Genomic DNA, 16,209 nt, shown 5'->3' on the forward strand with positions numbered 1-16,209 from the left:
CTGTCGACGTGTCGATCACGGTCTTCATTGCGGACGATCAAGCAATGGTTCGACAGGGCTTCGGTGCCCTGCTGGCCGCACAGTCCGACATCTCGGTGGTCGGGGACGCGCCGGACGGCAAGGCAGCGGTGACGGCGGTCCGTCAGCTCCACCCGGACGTGGTGCTGATGGATGTGCGCATGCCCGTCCTCGACGGACTCGCAGCAGCTGAACAACTGCTTTCCGGACCGGCAAAGGTGTCCAGCAAAATCCTGATGCTCACCACCTTCGACATCGACGACTACGTCTATCAGGCCCTGCGGATCGGTGCCTCGGGCTTCATGCTCAAAGATGCTCCGGCCGAAGAGCTGGTGCGTGCGGTCCGCGTGGTGGCAGCCGGTGACGCACTGCTCGCACCGTCGGTAACCCGTCGGCTGATCGCCGAGGTGACCAGTAGACAACGCCCTCGCCGCGCCCCGTCGAGCGAACTCTCCGGGTTGACCCCTCGCGAACGCGAGGTGCTCGAGCAGGTGGCCGAGGGCAAGTCGAACGCCGAGATCGCCACCCATCTCTTTGTGGCCGAGCAGACGGTCAAGACCCATGTCAGCAACTTGCTCTCGAAGTTGCAGCTGCGCGACCGCGCGCAAGCGGTTGTCTATGCCTACGAAAACGGCGTGCGCTGAGCCGTAGCTTGCGTTCGGTTGCACAATTGAAGCCAGTGGCGCCCGCAGAGCGCGTGCTGTCCGAGCAGAGATGACAGTCTGAGCACAGATGAAAGGGAGCGGGAACACCAGATGCGCATTGGAGTGCTAACCGGTGGCGGTGACTGCCCAGGATTGAACGCGGTGATCCGGGCCGTGGTCCGGACCAGCGAGGTCCGGTACGGGTCGGCGGTGGTCGGATTCCTCGACGGCTGGCGGGGATTGCTCGAGGACCGGCGGATCCATCTCGCCGCCGACGACCGGAACGATCGGTTGCTCGCGAAGGGCGGCACCATGCTGGGTACTGCCCGCACACATCCGGACAAACTGCGTGCAGGCCTCGACCAGATCCGGCAGACATTGGACGACAACGGCATCGACGTACTGATCCCGATCGGCGGCGAGGGCACGTTGACCGCCGCGTCCTGGCTGTCCGATGAAGGTGTCCCGGTGGTCGGGGTGCCCAAGACCATCGACAACGACATCAATTGCACCGACGTGACGTTCGGGTTCGACACCGCGCTGACCGTCGCAACCGACGCCATCGATCGTTTGCACAGCACCGCCGAGTCGCATCAGCGCGTGATGCTGGTGGAGGTGATGGGCCGCCACGCCGGCTGGATCGCGCTGCATTCGGGCATCGCATCCGGTGCGCACATGATCCTCATCCCCGAACAGCCGTTTGATGTCGAAGAGGTGTGCCGTCTGGTCAAACGCCGCTTCCAGCGCGGTGACTCGCACTTCATCTGCGTGGTCGCCGAGGGGGCCAAACCTGCCGAGGGCAGTAACTTCTCGGTGCTCAAGGGGGGACTCGACGAGTTCGGACACGAGCGGTTCACCGGAGTCGCTCAACAGCTCGCCGTCGAGATCGAGCGCCGGATCAACAAGGAAGTACGGACGACCGTGCTCGGTCACGTGCAGCGCGGTGGCAAACCGACACCTTATGACCGGGTGCTGGCCACCCGATTCGGGGTGAACGCCGCCGACGCCGCGCACAACGGCGACTACGGGATGATGGTCAGCCTCCAAGGGCCGAACATCGGATTGGTTCCCATCGGTGAGGCCACCAAAGAGCTCAAACTCGTTCCCCAGAACCGCTACGAAGACGCTGCGGCCTTCTTCGGCTGACTCCCCACCCCGATGATGTGCCCTTATGGCGAGTGAAAGCCCAGGTGAGCGCCGCCAAAAGGGCACATCATCGGGGGTGTGGGGGCCAGTTAAACTCGGTGCATGACCGAACTGCTCGACTACGACGATGTCATTTCCGAATTCGATCCCGTGATGGGCATGGAGGTGCATGTCGAGCTGGGCACCAACACCAAGATGTTCTGTGGCTGCCCCACCACCTTCGGTGCCGAACCGAACACCCAAGTGTGCCCTGTCTGCATCGGCCTGCCCGGCTCCCTGCCGGTGGCGAACGAGAAGGCCATCGAGTCGGCGATCCGCATCGGCCTGGCCCTCAATTGCTCGATCCGTCCGTCGAGCACCTTCGCCCGGAAGAACTACTTCTACCCGGATCAGCCGAAGAACTACCAGATCTCGCAGTACGACGACCCCATCGCGTACGACGGCTACCTCGACGTCGCGCTCGACGACGGCACCACCTGGCGCGTCGAGATCGAGCGGGCCCACATGGAGGAGGACACCGGCAAGTCTCTGCATGTCGGATCCACCGGTCGCATCCACGGCGCGAGCCACTCGCTGCTCGACTACAACCGCGCGGGCGTGCCCCTGATCGAGATCGTGTCCAAGCCGATCGAAGGAGCGGGGGAGCGGGCACCGGAGGTCGCCCGCGCCTATGTCACCGCACTGCGTGATCTGCTGAAGTCGCTCGGTGTCTCCGACGTCCGTATGGACCAGGGCTCCATGCGCTGCGATGCCAACCTGTCGTTGATGCCGAAGGGCGCCACCGAGTTCGGTACCCGCACCGAGACCAAGAACGTCAACTCACTCAAGAGTGTCGAGGTCGCGGTCCGGTACGAGATGCGGCGCCAGGGTGCGCTGCTCAAGTCGGGGGTCGACATCATCCAGGAGACCCGGCACTTCCAGGAGTCCGACGGATCCACCTCGGCCGGGCGCCGCAAGGAAACCGCAGAGGACTACCGCTATTTCCCCGAACCGGATCTGCCTCCGGTGCAACCCGATTCGGCATGGATCGAGAAACTCCGCGAGACCATCCCCGAACTGCCATGGCTGCGGCGCGCACGGATCCAGCAGGAGTGGGGTCTGTCCGACGAGGTGATGCGTGACCTGGTGAACCTCGGTGCCGTGGACCTGATCATCGCAACGGTGGAGTCCGGCGCGTCGGTGGACGCCGCGCGCGGTTGGTGGGTCTCGTTCCTGGCCCAGCAGGCGAACTCCCGGAGTACCGAGCTGGCGGATCTGCCGATCACCCCGAAGCAGGTTGCGGCAGTTGTCGCTCTCGTCGACGAGGGCAAACTCACCAACAAGCTCGCGCAGCAGGTCGTGACGGCAGTGCTCGACGGTGAGGGTGAACCCGAACAGATCATTGCCGACCGGGGCCTGGAGGTCGTGCGCGACGACTCCGCGCTGCAGAAGGCAGTCGACGAGGCGTTGATCAACAACCCCGACATCGCGGAGAAGATCCGCAGCGGCAAGGTGGCCGCCGCAGGCAAAATCGTCGGCGATGTCATGAAGGCCACACGGGGACAGGCAGATCCGGCCCGGGTCAAGGAACTGGTACTGGCCGCCTGCCAGTAGCGGCTCAGATGTTGGTGTCGGCGGGGCCCTGCGGCATCGGGATGATGATCACCCGATCGTCTGTGGGGCCGGCCGTACCGGTCTGTTTGTTCACCGTCGCGACCTGGAAGAGGCCACCGGGTACAGCCGTGAGGCGTCCGAGCGACCCATACCGCTTCTCCAGCACGGTGACCGGTTCAGCCGTGGTGGGCTTCTCCTCGGTCGGTGCCGCCAGGGCCTGAAGTCGTTGAGTCCTGGTCTGCGACACCATGATCATGCCGTTGACCGCAGCACATCCCGCCGTTTCCGGTTTGTCGGGCCAGGTCCACAGCGTGCGCGCCACACCGGTGGCGCTGATCAGCTGGAGGCGGTCCTCGGCGGGCGCGCGGTCGGTCAGGTACAGCGCACCGGTGGCGACGTCGGGGCACAGAGCCGGATTCGATCCCAGTCCCGAGGTCAGCACCCGGGGTGGGGTGGTGCTACCCGATGCCAGGTCCGTGACCGACAGAATCTTGCCCGCCAGGGATGCCGGGTCAGACGCCGACTGTGGATCGCCTGCGTCGCCGGTGGCCACCAGCAGTTCGGTCGGACTCTTGAAATAGATGGTTCCCATGTTCCCGACCGGGCCCTTCGGGATCCCGACGAGGATCGGCTTGGGCACGTCATTCGGGGCCAGCCGGACAACCCGGTTGTCGGTGGGGGTGGTGATGTAGGCGTAGAGCAACTGATCCTGCGCGAAATCGGGGGAGAACGCGAAGTCCAGCAGGCCGCCGTCGCCTGAGGCATCGACCTCGAACGAGGCCACGTCCTGAGTCGGCCCGCCGCGCTTGGTGCGCACGATCTTTCCCGTGGTGCGTTGCGCGACCACGGTCGCCGTCGCGTCGGCATTTCCTGGGAGCACGCCGCTGGTGGTGTCGAGACATGTGGCGATGACGGTCGGGTCGGGGTCTGGGCACGGACCCGTCGGAGCGCCCGGATCGGTCGGTGGCGGACTGCTCGGTGTCTGTTCCTGCTGCTGCAACGGCGGGTTGGAGTTGGTCGAGAACTGGCCGGCGTCGCGGTTGCGGTCCTGCTCGGCGAAGCCGTCGGCGCATCCGGTCACCACGGTGGCTGCCGCCACCAGCATGATCACGATCCGTGCGATCGCAGACCCGTGGTGCATTCTCATGGCGTCCACCCTACTGATCGGGCGCGCCCGGCCCGGCGAACACTTGGGTTGCCCGGTGAGCCTCTAAGGTCGAACTGTGACCGAACGAGATCCTGACGGCCAGGGGTCGAGCCCCTACGACGAGCCCACCGAACAGATCGGAGTGCCGCAGAGTGCGGCGCGCGACCCGCAGGCGAGCAGGCCGGAGGGCGATACCGGCGCCTATGGCTACGCGCCGTACCGCTCGCCTCGATCCGGGGAAAGTGGTCAGTTCGCCCAGGAGGAGGCGGAACTGGAAGAGACCGAGCAGATCCCGACCATGCGCAAGCAGCCTGCCGGCGCGACGCCGGCCGGTGCGCAGGCCGCCGACGACGATCTGTCCCGTCAGGACACCGATGTGGTGGCCAGGCCCGCTGCAGCGGCGCCCTCCACCGCGACAACCCGGATTCCGACGGCGGGTGTGGACCGGGACGACTTCCATCGTCAACACGGCCCGCAGCCGCGATACGACGACGATGACGACTTCGCGACCCGCGGCCCGGCTGAGCCCGAGCCCGTCGGTCCGGTGGTCACCGAGGCGCCCGTGCGGCGTGGGACCACCGATCTGGGATTGCTGATCCTGCGGGTGGGTGTCGGCCTGATCGCGATGGCCCATGGCAGCCAGAAACTGTTCGGGTGGTGGAACGGTCCCCGGCTCAGCGGCTTCGAGGACTACCTTGTCAACTCGGCGAACACCAACATCGGGTTCAACCCGGATGCCGCCAAGTGGCTTGCCGTACTGGGCGCGCTCTCGGAGACCATCGGCGGGCTGATGCTGGTGCTCGGACTGCTGACCCCCATCGCGGGCGCGGCGGTCCTGGGCGTCATGGTTGTCGCCGCGCTGTTCAAGTCGACCCTCGCGGGCGGCGTGTGGTTCTTCGCGGTCGACCCCGACTTCACCAACAAGGGCATCGAGTACGAACTGTTCCTCGGTCTGGCGGCCGCGGTGATCATCTTGACCGGGCCAGGCCGTATCTCTCTCGACTTCAACAGGGGCTGGGCCACCAGGCCGTTCATCGGATCGGTCGCCTGGCTTGTTGTCGGTATCGCCGCACCGGTGGCGATCTGGTTCCTGTTTAACGGAACCAATCCGTTCGAGTCGCCGGGTAACCCCGCCCAGTAGTCAGGCCGTTCCCAACGTCGCCAACTTCGTCGCCGTGGCGTGCCGCCGGGGGCGTATGTCCCTCGGCGGCCTCGCAACGGGCCGATCTCAGGGCTGATCGAGACCGGTCAATCGACCTGGCGGACCGCACCCTTGTCGGCTGACGTGGCGAGCTTGGCGTACGCGCGCAGCGCAGTGGTCACCTTCCGATCGCGGGCTTGCATCGGCTGCCACGGGCGTTCGGATGCGTCCATCTTCGCTCGGCGATCGGCGAGGACCTCGTCGTCGACGAGCACCTCCAGCTTGCGGGTCTTCACGTCGATCAGGACCTGGTCGCCGTCCTCGATGAGTCCGATGACACCACCCGCGGCCGCTTCCGGCGAGATGTGACCGACCGACAGGCCCGAGGAACCACCCGAGAAACGCCCGTCGGTGATGAGCGCGCACTTCTTGCCCATGCCCGTGCCCTTCATGAAGGCGGTGGGATGCAGCATCTCCTGCATGCCGGGCCCACCAGCAGGACCTTCGTACCGCACCACCAGTACTTCGCCGGCCTGAATGGTCTTGCTCAGGATGACCTGGACGGCTTCGTCCTGGGACTCGACCACTCGAGCCGGGCCCTGAAAGTGCCACAGTTCCTCGTCGATGCCGGCCGTCTTGAGTACCGCGCCGTCCTCGGCGAGATTGCCGCGCAGCACGCACAACCCGCCTTCGATCGTGTAGGCGTGCTCGATGTCGCGGATGCATCCGCCGGCAGCATCGGTGTCGAGCGAGCTCCATCGATTCGCAGTCGAGAACGGTGTGGTGGTGCGAACGCCGCCGGGGGCGGCGTGGAACAGCTCGAAGGCCTCGTCGGTTGCCTTGCCGCCGCGGATGTCCCAGTCGTCCAGGAAGGCTGCCATCGTCGGCGAATGAACCGTGCTGGTGGTGTCGTCGAGCAGTCCTGCCCGACGGAGTTCGCCCAGGATGGCGGCGATTCCACCGGCCCTGTGCACGTCTTCCATGTGGTAGTCAGAGTTGGGCGACACCTTCGACAAGCAGGGCACCCGACGGCTGATCTCATCGATGACCGTGAGATCGAAGTCGCGGACCTCGCCTTCCTGGGCGGCAGCCAATACGTGCAGAACGGTGTTCGTCGAGCCGCCCATGGCCACGTCGAGCGCCATGGCGTTGCGGAATGCACTGGGGGTCGCGATGTTCCGGGGGAGCACCGACTCGTCATCGTCTCGGTAGTACCGCAGCGCTGCCTCGACGATCACCTGTCCGGCCCTGCTGAACAAACTGCGGCGCGCTTCGTGGGTCGCGAGGGTGGAACCGTTGCCCGGCAGGGCGAGTCCCAGCGCCTCGGTGAGGCAGTTCATGGAGTTGGCCGTGAACATGCCCGAGCACGAACCGCAGGTCGGGCACGCGGCGAGTTCGACCTCCCGGAGCGCGGCATCGTCGACGGCGTCGTTGGCAGAGGCCGAGATCGACGTGATCAGGTCTGACGAGGGATGCACTGTGTCTCCGACGACAACCGCCTTGCCGGCCTCCATCGGGCCGCCCGAGACGAAGACGGTGGGGATGTCGAGCCGCATGGCCGCATTCAGCATTCCCGGGGTGATCTTGTCGCAGTTGGAGATACACACCAGCGCGTCGGCAGTGTGGGCGTTGACCATGTACTCCACCGAATCGGCGATGATCTCCCGGCTGGGCAGCGAGTAGAGCATGCCGTCGTGGCCCATCGCGATGCCGTCGTCGACAGCAATGGTGTGAAATTCCCTCGGCACGCCTCCCGCAGCACGAACAGCGTCTGCCACGATCTCGCCCACGTCCTTGAGGTGCACATGGCCGGGTACGAACTGGGTGTACGAATTGGCAATGGCCACAATCGGTTTGCCGAAATCGTCGTCGGTCATCCCGGTGGCGCGCCAGAGCGAGCGGGCGCCCGACGCATTGCGTCCGACGGTGGTGGTGCGTGACCTCAAATTCGGCATGGCTGCTGATTCCTCGATTGCTCGACCAGATCCGGCCGGGCTGCGGCACGGAATAGTTGCGCGGTCAACCGTACTCCGGTGCGCGCGGCCGCATTTGCGCGGCCGTACGGATTCAGCAATGCTCCGTGCGGGTTTCGGCCCACGCGGTTTCGGCGCACGCGGAGTCGACGTAGATCATCTCGACGCTGCTCAGTCGACGCGGACGGGTTCGGCGGGAGCCCTCCGGGACTCAGGTGGTCGTACCCTCGCCGGGTTTGGTGCCGGACTGTCCATCGTTGTCGGAGATGGTGCCATCGGTCGACGAGGTCGACTCGGGTGTGGGCTCCTCGACCTCGGCTATCCGTTCCTGCTCGGGGCTGTCGATCGCGTAGGGGTCGGGTATGCGTCCGCGGCTGGCCGCCGACAGGCGGGGTAGGTCACGGAAGGTGATGGCGGGCAGCACGAGTTTGGACTTGTCGGTCCGGATCGCACGCACGGCGCCCCACTTGGGGAATTGCAGCCCGGCGATCTGGTCCCACGTTGCCGACCGGCGACCCCGCAGACTCACGGCGGTGACCCCGTCCTCGGTGACGATGGTGCGCAGCCGATGGATCCACAAGGCCAGCAGGATCGGGACCACCAGGGTCCAGCCGAGATAGCGCAACGATGCGCCCGCCAGGGCCAGCGACGTCACCGCCATCATGAACGCAGCAAAGTAGGCGACCGGAGTGATGCGGAACACCGCGGGCAGCTCGATTGATTCGGTCTCGGACACCGAGACATTGTGGCATCCCCGAAGACGCAGACGGAATCGGCGATGAACACAGCCCTGCAGCCTGGGCGTTGATCCGATCCCACGATGTGGGATCGGATCTCAAGGAGTTTGACTCACTGCATCCGCAGTTCTAGCCTGGCTAACTGTGATGCAAAAACAGATTCTCGTACTCGGCCGGCGCGTCATCGCCTGACCGGGTATCTCCCACGAGTACTCACAAAGCATCGACGCGCCACCCTCGCACAGCAACGGCTGTCGGGGGTTTTTTGTTGTCCACCGACGCATACGGCCCAGGGCCGTGGTGTCCGAACAGAGGGAAGGTGCAGTGAGCGCACCAGCAGCACGCACCCAGCCGGGGTCCCACCCCGGTGGTCAGACAACGCAGCAGGCCAAGGGGCCCGTCGCCCCGCGGCGTACGCCAGGGAATGGTTCGCCGGTAGCCCCGTCCGCAACCGGTCCCCGTCGAACGGTGGCACCGGAGCGGGTCAGTGGTGCCAAGGCAGTAGTGCGCGCCCTCGAGGAACTCGGCGTCGATGCGGTCTTCGGCATTCCCGGCGGAGCGGTCCTCCCGGTCTACGACCCACTGTTCGACTCCAAGCAGGTCCGCCACGTCCTGGTCCGCCACGAGCAGGGGGCCGGCCACGCCGCCACCGGTTACGCGCAGGCCACCGGACGCGTCGGAGTGTGCATGGCGACCTCCGGTCCCGGTGCCACCAACCTGGTCACGCCCCTGGCCGACGCGCAGATGGACTCGGTGCCCATCGTCGCGATCACCGGGCAGGTCGGCCGCGCACTGATCGGTACCGACGCCTTCCAGGAAGCCGACATCTCCGGTATCACCATGCCGATCACGAAGCACAATTTCTTGGTCAACAGTGGTGCAGAGATCGCGAAGGTGATGGCCGAAGCGTTCCACATCGCCGAAAGTGGCCGTCCCGGAGCGGTTCTCGTCGACATCCCCAAAGATGTGTTGCAGGCCCAGACCACATTTTCGTGGCCGCCGCAGCTCGATCTGCCCGGCTACCGTCCTGTCACCAAGCCTCACGGCAAACAGGTCCGGGAAGCCGCCAGGCTGATCGCGTCGTCGCGTTCACCGGTGCTCTACGTCGGTGGTGGGGTCATCAAATCCGACTCCTCCGCTGAGCTGCTCGAGCTGGCCGAACTGACCGGTATTCCCGTGGTCACCACCCTCATGGCCCGCGGCGCGTTCCCCGACAGCCACAAGCTGCACCTCGGAATGCCCGGAATGCACGGAACGGTTGCCGCGGTCGCGGCCCTTCAGCGCAGCGACCTGCTGATCACCCTCGGCGCTCGCTTCGACGACCGTGTCACCGGCGCGCTCGATTCGTTCGCTCCCGATGCCAAGGTCATCCACGCCGACATCGACCCTGCCGAGATCGGCAAAAACCGGCACGCGGACGTGCCGATCGTCGGCGATTGCCGTGCGGTGATCACCGAGCTGACCGAGGCCATCCGTGACGAGCGGGCGACCACCGCGGCCGCGCCGGACCTGAGCACCTGGTGGAGCTACCTCGACGGGATCCGCCGCACCTACCCGCTCAGCTACGACCGCCCGGCCGACGGCTCGATGTCGCCGGAGTTCGTGATCTCGGCGATCGGCAAGACCGCCGGCCCGGACGCGATCTACTGCGCGGGTGTCGGACAGCACCAGATGTGGGCCGCACAGTTCATCTCGTACGAGAAGCCGCGTACGTGGCTGAACTCGGGCGGACTGGGCACCATGGGTTATGCCGTCCCGGCTGCCATGGGCGCCAAGCTCGGGATGCCCGACACGGAGGTGTGGGCCATCGACGGCGACGGCTGTTTCCAGATGACCAATCAGGAACTGGCCACCTGCGCCATCGAGGGCATCCCCATCAAGGTCGCCGTCATCAACAACGGCAATCTGGGCATGGTCCGGCAGTGGCAGACCCTCTTCTACGACGAGCGGTACTCCAACACCAACCTCTCGACTCACCACTCCGAGTCGTCAGTGCGGATCCCGGACTTCCTGAAGCTCGCCGAAGCACTCGGCTGTGTCGGATTGCGTTGTGAGCGCGAAGAAGACGTCGATGCCGTGCTCGCCGAGGCGCGTGCGATCAACGATCGTCCGGTGGTCATCGACTTCGTCGTCGGTGCCGACGCCCAGGTGTGGCCCATGGTCGCCGCGGGCACAGGCAACGACGAGATCATGGCGGCCCGCGGAATCCGGCCGTTGTTCGACGACGACGAGGCCGCATCCACCGAACCCGCCGAGATCCATCGGACGATGGCAGGCGGAGACATCGCCGGCGTCGAATCGGTGCAGACCACCCGGATCAGTGACGAGAAAGACGAGACGAAATGACGACGCATCACACCCTCAGCGTGCTCGTCGAGGACCGTCCAGGTGTCCTGGCCCGTGTCTCGGCACTGTTCTCGCGCCGCGGGTTCAACATCGAGTCCCTCGCCGTGGGAGCCACCGAACTCAAAGGTGTCTCGCGGATGACCATCATGGTCGCGGTCGAGGATTTCCCTCTCGAGCAGGTCACCAAGCAGCTGAACAAGCTGATCAACGTGATCAAGATCGTCGAGCAGGACCCGGACACCTCCGTGGCCCGCGAGCTCATGATGATCAAGGTGCGCTCGGATGCGTCGGCGCGCGGAGAGGTGATCGAAGTGGTCAACCTGTTCCGGGCGAAGGTCATCGACGTCTCGCCGGAATCGATCACCGTCGAGGCGACCGGTACTCCCGACAAGCTCGAGGCACTGCTGAAAATGCTTGATCCGTATGGCATCCGCGAGATCGCCCAATCGGGCATCGTCGCGCTCGGTCGAGGTCCGAAGAGCATGTCGGCGGCACGCTGAGGCGTTCGCCGGAATGCGCTCGGCTCGTCTAGGGCCGAGTTCGTCACCACACCAGAAGTTCGAGTCGAATAAAGAACTAGTCCCTGGCCAATGAGGGCCGGGGGATCACCGAAGAAGGGAAAACCAAGTGGCAGTCGAGATGTTCTACGACGACGATGCCGACCTGTCGATCATCCAGGGCCGCAAAGTTGCGGTCATCGGATACGGCAGCCAGGGACACGCTCACTCGCTGAGCCTGCGTGATTCCGGCGTCGAGGTCGTGATCGGCCTGCGCGAGGGCAGCGCTTCGCGCGCCAAGGCCGAGGAGCAGGGCCTCAAGGTCCTGACCGCGTCCGAGGCCGCCGCCTGGGCCGACGTCATCATGGTGCTCGCCCCGGACACCTCACAGGCGAAGATCTTCAAAGACGAGATCGAGCCCAACCTCAACGACGGCGACGCGCTGTTCTTCGGCCACGGCCTCAACATCCACTTCGACCTGATCGAGCCGGCCGACAACATCACCGTCGGCATGGTCGCCCCCAAGGGCCCCGGACACCTCGTGCGTCGTCAGTACGTCGACGGCAAGGGTGTGCCCTGCCTCATCGCGGTCGATCAGGACCCGAAGGGCAACGGCGAGGCCCTGGCCCTGAGTTACGCCGCTGCGATCGGTGGAGCGCGCGCGGGTGTCATCAAGACCACGTTCAAAGAAGAGACCGAAACCGACCTCTTCGGCGAGCAGGCCGTGCTCTGCGGCGGCACCGAGGAACTGGTCAAGATCGGTTTCGAGGTCATGGTCGAAGCCGGATACGCGCCCGAGATGGCGTACTTCGAGGTGCTGCACGAGCTCAAGCTCATCGTCGACCTCATGTACGAAGGCGGCATCGCCCGCATGAACTACTCGGTCTCCGACACCGCCGAGTTCGGTGGCTACGTCTCCGGTCCCCGCGTCATCGACTCGGGTACCAAAGAGCGTATGCAGGGCATCCTCAAGGACATCCAGGACGGCACCTTCGTCAAGCGCCTGGTCGCCAACGTCGAAGGCGGCAACAAAGAGCTCGAAAACCTGCGCAAGCAGAACGCCGAACACCCCATCGAGGTCACCGGCCAGAAGCTGCGTGACCTGATGAGCTGGGTTGATCGTCCGATCACCGAAACTGCCTAGCTTGCAGTAGCTTTTACAACAAGCCCCGGTCCTTTGGACCGGGGTTTGTTTGTTGTGCATTTGTCGCGATCTCGACCACAACGCGGGCGGCCCGCGTCGTCTGGACTGAGGAGCGAGGGAGCGCAGCGACCGAGTCGACGAGGGAAGACGACGCGAGAAAGGGCCGCCCGCACGCGAGCGCCAGCGAGCCAAAGACACAGCTGGTGAGACGAAGAGCTGACTGGGGGACAGCTGAGTGAGCGAAAGGCTAACTTGGAGCCCCCCGATAGCGAGCGCAGCGAGCAGATGGCTCAGAACACCCGGAAACCCTCGACCCCCCGCTTGGGCATGTCATCGAGGAGCGCCTTGATGTTGGTGCCGGTCTCCGGCCCGATGCAGCCTACGAAGTAGTAGGCGTTGACCATGCCGATGAGCCTGTCGCCGACGACAACGGGGCTTCCGGAATCGCCTTCGACAACGCAGATCTGGCTGATGTGTTCGGTGCCGTTGGAAAACCAGGTGATGCCACAGGTGTTGCCGGTGGTGCGGCCTTCTTTGCAGGCGATGCTGCCGACGGCCGGGGGAGTGGTCTGGACGCCGCGGATGGTGACACTGCCGACCGTGCGGGTGGGGGTCACCTTGGTGTTGTCGAACTTGATGATGGCGTAGTCGAGTTTGTGGTTGGAGAACGCGATGCGGCCGAGTAGACCGCGGTTCTGGAACTGTTCGGAGATGACCCGCTGGCCGCCCTCGCCGCAGTGTGCCGCCGTCAGCCCGTAGAGGTCGCCCCGGTTGTCGGTGCCAATGGTGGTGAGGGTGCACGCGGCTGCGGTGTTGCCCCCGGTGAGGATGAGGATTCCCGACCCGCCTCCGAGGGTGACCTTGGCGGGATCCGCGCTCGCCGTGCCGGCCCCCACCAGCACGAGTGCGGCCATTGCGATCGCAGCGCAGACGGCGAGCAGTTTCCTGAACATTTCGATTCCCCAATCGTGTGTGCGGGCCACCTGAGCGCCCCCCGCCCGGATGCAATATAACCGTAACGCAAGTCACAGGGAGCTAGATTGCCTGCACGCGAATGAAGATTCTTTAATCGCGCAGGTCGGATGCTTGTCGGTCTACCCACCCGCGGGAAATCCGCAGGAGAGGGCCTCTAAGCTGATCGCTGGAGTTGCCAACTGAGTTTGCTCCCGGTAGAGCACCGGGCGCGGCCCGACACCAGGAGAAAATCACCGTGAGTCCCACCGGCCGCCCAGTCGTCCTGATCGCCGACAAATTGGCCCAGTCCACCGTTACTGCACTGGGTGAGGATGTCGAGGTGCGCTGGGTCGACGGCCCGGATCGTCCCAAATTGCTCGAAGCCGTCAAGGACGCCGATGCGATCCTGGTCCGATCGGCCACTCAGGTTGATGCCGAGGTCCTGGCCGCCGGCCCCAATCTGAAGATCGTCGCCCGCGCTGGAGTGGGCCTGGACAACGTGGACGTGCCGGCCGCCACCGAACGCGGGGTCATGGTCGTCAATGCGCCGACCTCGAACATCCACACCGCCGCAGAGCACGCCGTCAGCTTGCTGCTGTCCGCGGCCCGACAGATCCCCGCAGCCGATGCGACGCTGCGTCAGCACGAATGGAAGCGGTCGAGCTTCAACGGCGTGGAGATCTTCGGCAAAACCGTCGGTGTCGTCGGGCTCGGCAGGATCGGGCAGTTGTTCGCGCAGCGCCTCGCGGCCTTCGAGACCAACATCATCGCGTACGACCCCTACGTGTCCCCGGCGCGCGCCGCGCAGCTCGGCATCGAGCTCGTCAGCCTCGATGAACTGCTCGAGCGTGCCGACATGTTCTCGGTGCACCTGCCCAAGACGCCGGAAACCCTCGGGCTGATCGGTGCTGAGCAGTTGGCCCGTACCAAGAAGGGCGTCATCGTGGTCAACGCCGCGCGTGGCGGTCTGATCGACGAGCAGGCTCTCGCCGACGCCATCGCGTCCGGTCAGGTCTTCGCTGCCGGGCTCGACGTGTACGCCACCGAGCCGTGCACCGATTCGCCGCTGTTCGAGCTGCCGCAGGTCGTCGTCACCCCGCACCTCGGCGCGTCCACCTCGGAGGCCCAGGACCGCGCGGGCACCGACGTCGCCAAGAGTGTTCGGTTGGCCCTGGCCGGCCATTTCGTTCCCGACGCAGTCAACATCACGGGCGGGTCTGTCGACGATGAGGTCGCGCCGTGGCTCGAACTCGTGCGCAAGCTCGGCGTCCTCGTCGGCGCGCTGTCCGGTCAGGTTCCGGCCAACCTCACCGTCGACGTGCGCGGCGAGATCGCCGTCAAGAACGTGGACGTCCTCGGACTGTCCGCGCTGCGCGGGTTGTTCTCGGCAGTCATCGAGGAGCCGGTCACGTTCGTGAACGCTCCGGCTCTGGCCGCAGAGCGCGGCGTGACCTCCGAGGTCACCACCGCGTCCGAGAGCCCGAACCACCGAAACCTGGTCGACCTGCGCGCTGTGTTCGGCGACGGCACCGTGCTGAACGTGGCCGGCACCCTCTCGGGTCCGGCCGAGGTCGAGAAGGTCGTGAACATCAACGGCCGCAACTTCGACCTGCGTGCCGAAGGCCGCAACCTCGTTGTCGCCTACGGAGACAAGCCCGGATCGCTCGGCAAGATCGGCACGCTGCTGGGCAACGCCGGTATCGACATCCAGGCTGCCGGCCTCTCCCAGGACGCCGAAGGTGAAGGCGCAACCATTCTGCTCCGTGTCAGCCAGGAAGTCCCGGCAGCTGTCGTCGAGGCCATCGGCGAGGCCGTCGACGCCACCCTCATCGAGCAGGTGGATCTGTCGTGAAACTGGCTGTCATCGCGGGAGACGGCATCGGACCCGAGGTCGTCGGGCAGGCGCTGGACGTTCTCGATCAGGTGCTCCCGGGTGTCGAGAAGACCGAGTTCGACCTCGGCGCCCAGCGCTACCACCGCACGGGCGAGCTGCTCACGGACAGCGACCTCGCCGCCATCCGCGAACACGACGCGATCCTTCTCGGTGCGATCGGGGACCCGTCGGTGACGCCGGGCATCCTGGAGCGCGGGCTGCTGCTGAAGATGCGATTTGCGCTCGATCACCACGTGAACCTGCGCCCCAGCAAGCTGTTCCCGGGCGTGCGTTCGCCGCTGGCCGGAAACCCTGACATCGACTTCGTGGTGGTACGTGAGGGCACCGAGGGTCCGTACACCGGAAACGGTGGCGCGATCCGCGTGGGCACCCCCAACGAGGTCGCCACAGAGGTCAGTGTCAACACTCGCTTCGGCGTCGAACGTGTTGTCCGAGATGCTTTCTCGCGTGCGCAGGCACGCCGCAAGCACCTCACCCTGATCCACAAGACGAACGTGCTGACCTTCGCCGGGTCGCTCTGGAAGCGCACCGTCGACGAGGTCGCGGCCGAGTTCCCGGAAGTGACGGTCGATTACAACCACATCGACGCGGCAACCATCTACATGGTCACCAACCCGTCGCGCTACGACGTCATCGTCACCGACAACTTGTTCGGCGACATCATCACCGACATCGCCGCGGCGGTCAGTGGCGGTATCGGGTTGGCGGCGTCCGGCAACATCGATGCCACCGGTACCAACCCGTCGATGTTCGAGCCGGTTCACGGCAGCGCACCCGACATCGCCGGGCAGGGCAAGGCCGATCCGACGGCTGCGATCTTGTCGGTGGGACTGCTGCTGCGCCATCTCGGTCACGACGCCGAAGCCGACCGCATCGACCAAGCGGTCGCTGCCGACCTCGCGGGCCGCGGCGATCAGCCGGTGACCACCGACGAGGTCGGAACCCGGATCAAGGCTGCACTCGGCTGAATCGGAT

13 protein-coding genes are annotated in these 16,209 nt (G+C 65.5%); 9 read left to right on the forward strand and 4 right to left on the reverse strand.

Going from position 1 to position 16,209, the window contains the following annotated elements:
• The first annotated feature begins 8 nt into the window (after positions 1-8).
• The 3 genes from ACVWY6_RS05035 (at position 9) to gatB (ending at position 3,401) form a co-directional block, all read left to right on the forward strand.
• Positions 9-662 carry a response regulator gene (locus ACVWY6_RS05035; protein WP_062801105.1) on the forward strand — a complete coding sequence of 218 codons (654 nt, stop codon included), beginning with the start codon at positions 9-11 and terminating at the stop codon, positions 660-662.
• Between the two features lie 111 nt (positions 663-773).
• On the forward strand, positions 774-1,808 hold the full coding sequence (locus ACVWY6_RS05040; RefSeq protein ID WP_023963826.1) for an ATP-dependent 6-phosphofructokinase: 1,035 nt from the start codon (positions 774-776) through the stop codon (positions 1,806-1,808).
• 102 nt (positions 1,809-1,910) lie between these two features.
• On the forward strand, positions 1,911-3,401 hold the full coding sequence (gene gatB / locus ACVWY6_RS05045) for an Asp-tRNA(Asn)/Glu-tRNA(Gln) amidotransferase subunit GatB (protein ID WP_457536487.1): 1,491 nt from the start codon (positions 1,911-1,913) through the stop codon (positions 3,399-3,401).
• 4 nt (positions 3,402-3,405) lie between these two features.
• On the opposite strand, the gene ACVWY6_RS05050 is transcribed toward gatB, so the two are convergent.
• The gene (locus tag ACVWY6_RS05050; RefSeq protein WP_457536900.1) at positions 3,406-4,542 is read right to left on the reverse strand and encodes a PQQ-dependent sugar dehydrogenase; all 1,137 of its coding nucleotides are present in this window, start codon (positions 4,540-4,542) and stop codon (positions 3,406-3,408) included.
• Between the two features lie 82 nt (positions 4,543-4,624).
• Between ACVWY6_RS05050 and ACVWY6_RS05055 the strand changes: the two genes are divergently transcribed.
• Positions 4,625-5,689: a DoxX family protein gene (locus ACVWY6_RS05055; protein WP_457536489.1), complete on the forward strand. Its 1,065-nt coding sequence runs from the start codon at positions 4,625-4,627 to the stop codon at positions 5,687-5,689.
• Positions 5,690-5,796: 107 nt separating this feature from the next.
• Here ACVWY6_RS05055 and ilvD read toward each other — a convergent pair whose 3' ends face one another.
• A complete protein-coding gene (gene ilvD, locus ACVWY6_RS05060) occupies positions 5,797-7,644 on the reverse strand; it encodes a dihydroxy-acid dehydratase (RefSeq protein WP_317714255.1) in 1,848 nt (615 codons plus the stop codon).
• A 229-nt stretch (positions 7,645-7,873) separates the two neighbouring features.
• Positions 7,874-8,398, reverse strand: a complete 525-nt coding sequence (locus ACVWY6_RS05065) for a PH domain-containing protein (protein ID WP_245968959.1) — start codon at positions 8,396-8,398, stop codon at positions 7,874-7,876.
• Between the two features lie 325 nt (positions 8,399-8,723).
• Here ACVWY6_RS05065 and ACVWY6_RS05070 point away from each other — a divergent pair, with 325 nt between their 5' ends.
• The 3 genes from ACVWY6_RS05070 to ilvC all read left to right on the forward strand — a co-directional run bounded on the left by ACVWY6_RS05070 (position 8,724) and on the right by ilvC (position 12,386).
• The gene (locus tag ACVWY6_RS05070; RefSeq protein ID WP_457536491.1) at positions 8,724-10,745 is read left to right on the forward strand and encodes an acetolactate synthase large subunit; all 2,022 of its coding nucleotides are present in this window, start codon (positions 8,724-8,726) and stop codon (positions 10,743-10,745) included.
• Positions 10,742-11,245, forward strand: a complete 504-nt coding sequence (ilvN, locus tag ACVWY6_RS05075) for an acetolactate synthase small subunit (protein ID WP_023963810.1) — start codon at positions 10,742-10,744, stop codon at positions 11,243-11,245. Before ACVWY6_RS05070 ends, ilvN begins: the two co-directional genes overlap by 4 nt.
• A gap of 139 nt (positions 11,246-11,384) precedes the next feature.
• Positions 11,385-12,386 (forward strand): ketol-acid reductoisomerase, encoded by a 1,002-nt coding sequence (ilvC, locus tag ACVWY6_RS05080; protein WP_200866421.1) that lies wholly within the window; start codon positions 11,385-11,387, stop codon positions 12,384-12,386.
• A 290-nt stretch (positions 12,387-12,676) separates the two neighbouring features.
• On the opposite strand, the gene ACVWY6_RS05085 is transcribed toward ilvC, so the two are convergent.
• On the reverse strand, positions 12,677-13,339 hold the full coding sequence (locus tag ACVWY6_RS05085) for a S1 family peptidase (RefSeq protein ID WP_023963806.1): 663 nt from the start codon (positions 13,337-13,339) through the stop codon (positions 12,677-12,679).
• Between the two features lie 257 nt (positions 13,340-13,596).
• Between ACVWY6_RS05085 and serA the strand changes: the two genes are divergently transcribed.
• A complete protein-coding gene (gene serA, locus ACVWY6_RS05090) occupies positions 13,597-15,192 on the forward strand; it encodes a phosphoglycerate dehydrogenase (protein ID WP_023963804.1) in 1,596 nt (531 codons plus the stop codon).
• Entirely contained in the window at positions 15,189-16,202 is a 1,014-nt protein-coding gene (locus ACVWY6_RS05095; RefSeq protein ID WP_023963802.1) for a 3-isopropylmalate dehydrogenase, read from the forward strand. Before serA ends, ACVWY6_RS05095 begins: the two co-directional genes overlap by 4 nt.
• Positions 16,203-16,209 lie beyond the last annotated feature (7 nt).

It is taken from the genome of Williamsia sp. R60 (assembly GCF_054063855.1).

Excerpts from the sequence above, each read along its gene's own strand:
- ilvD (WP_317714255.1), bottom strand. The coding sequence starts at position 7,644 with ATGCCGAATTTGAGGTCACGCACCACCACCGTCGGACGCAATGCGTCG.
- ilvN (WP_023963810.1), top strand. The coding sequence starts at position 10,742 with ATGACGACGCATCACACCCTCAGCGTGCTCGTCGAGGACCGTCCAGGT.
- ACVWY6_RS05040 (WP_023963826.1), top strand. The coding sequence starts at position 774 with ATGCGCATTGGAGTGCTAACCGGTGGCGGTGACTGCCCAGGATTGAAC.
- ACVWY6_RS05085 (WP_023963806.1), bottom strand. The coding sequence starts at position 13,339 with ATGTTCAGGAAACTGCTCGCCGTCTGCGCTGCGATCGCAATGGCCGCA.
- gatB (WP_457536487.1), top strand. The coding sequence starts at position 1,911 with ATGACCGAACTGCTCGACTACGACGATGTCATTTCCGAATTCGATCCC.
- ACVWY6_RS05050 (WP_457536900.1), bottom strand. The coding sequence starts at position 4,542 with ATGCACCACGGGTCTGCGATCGCACGGATCGTGATCATGCTGGTGGCG.
- ilvC (WP_200866421.1), top strand. The coding sequence starts at position 11,385 with ATGTTCTACGACGACGATGCCGACCTGTCGATCATCCAGGGCCGCAAA.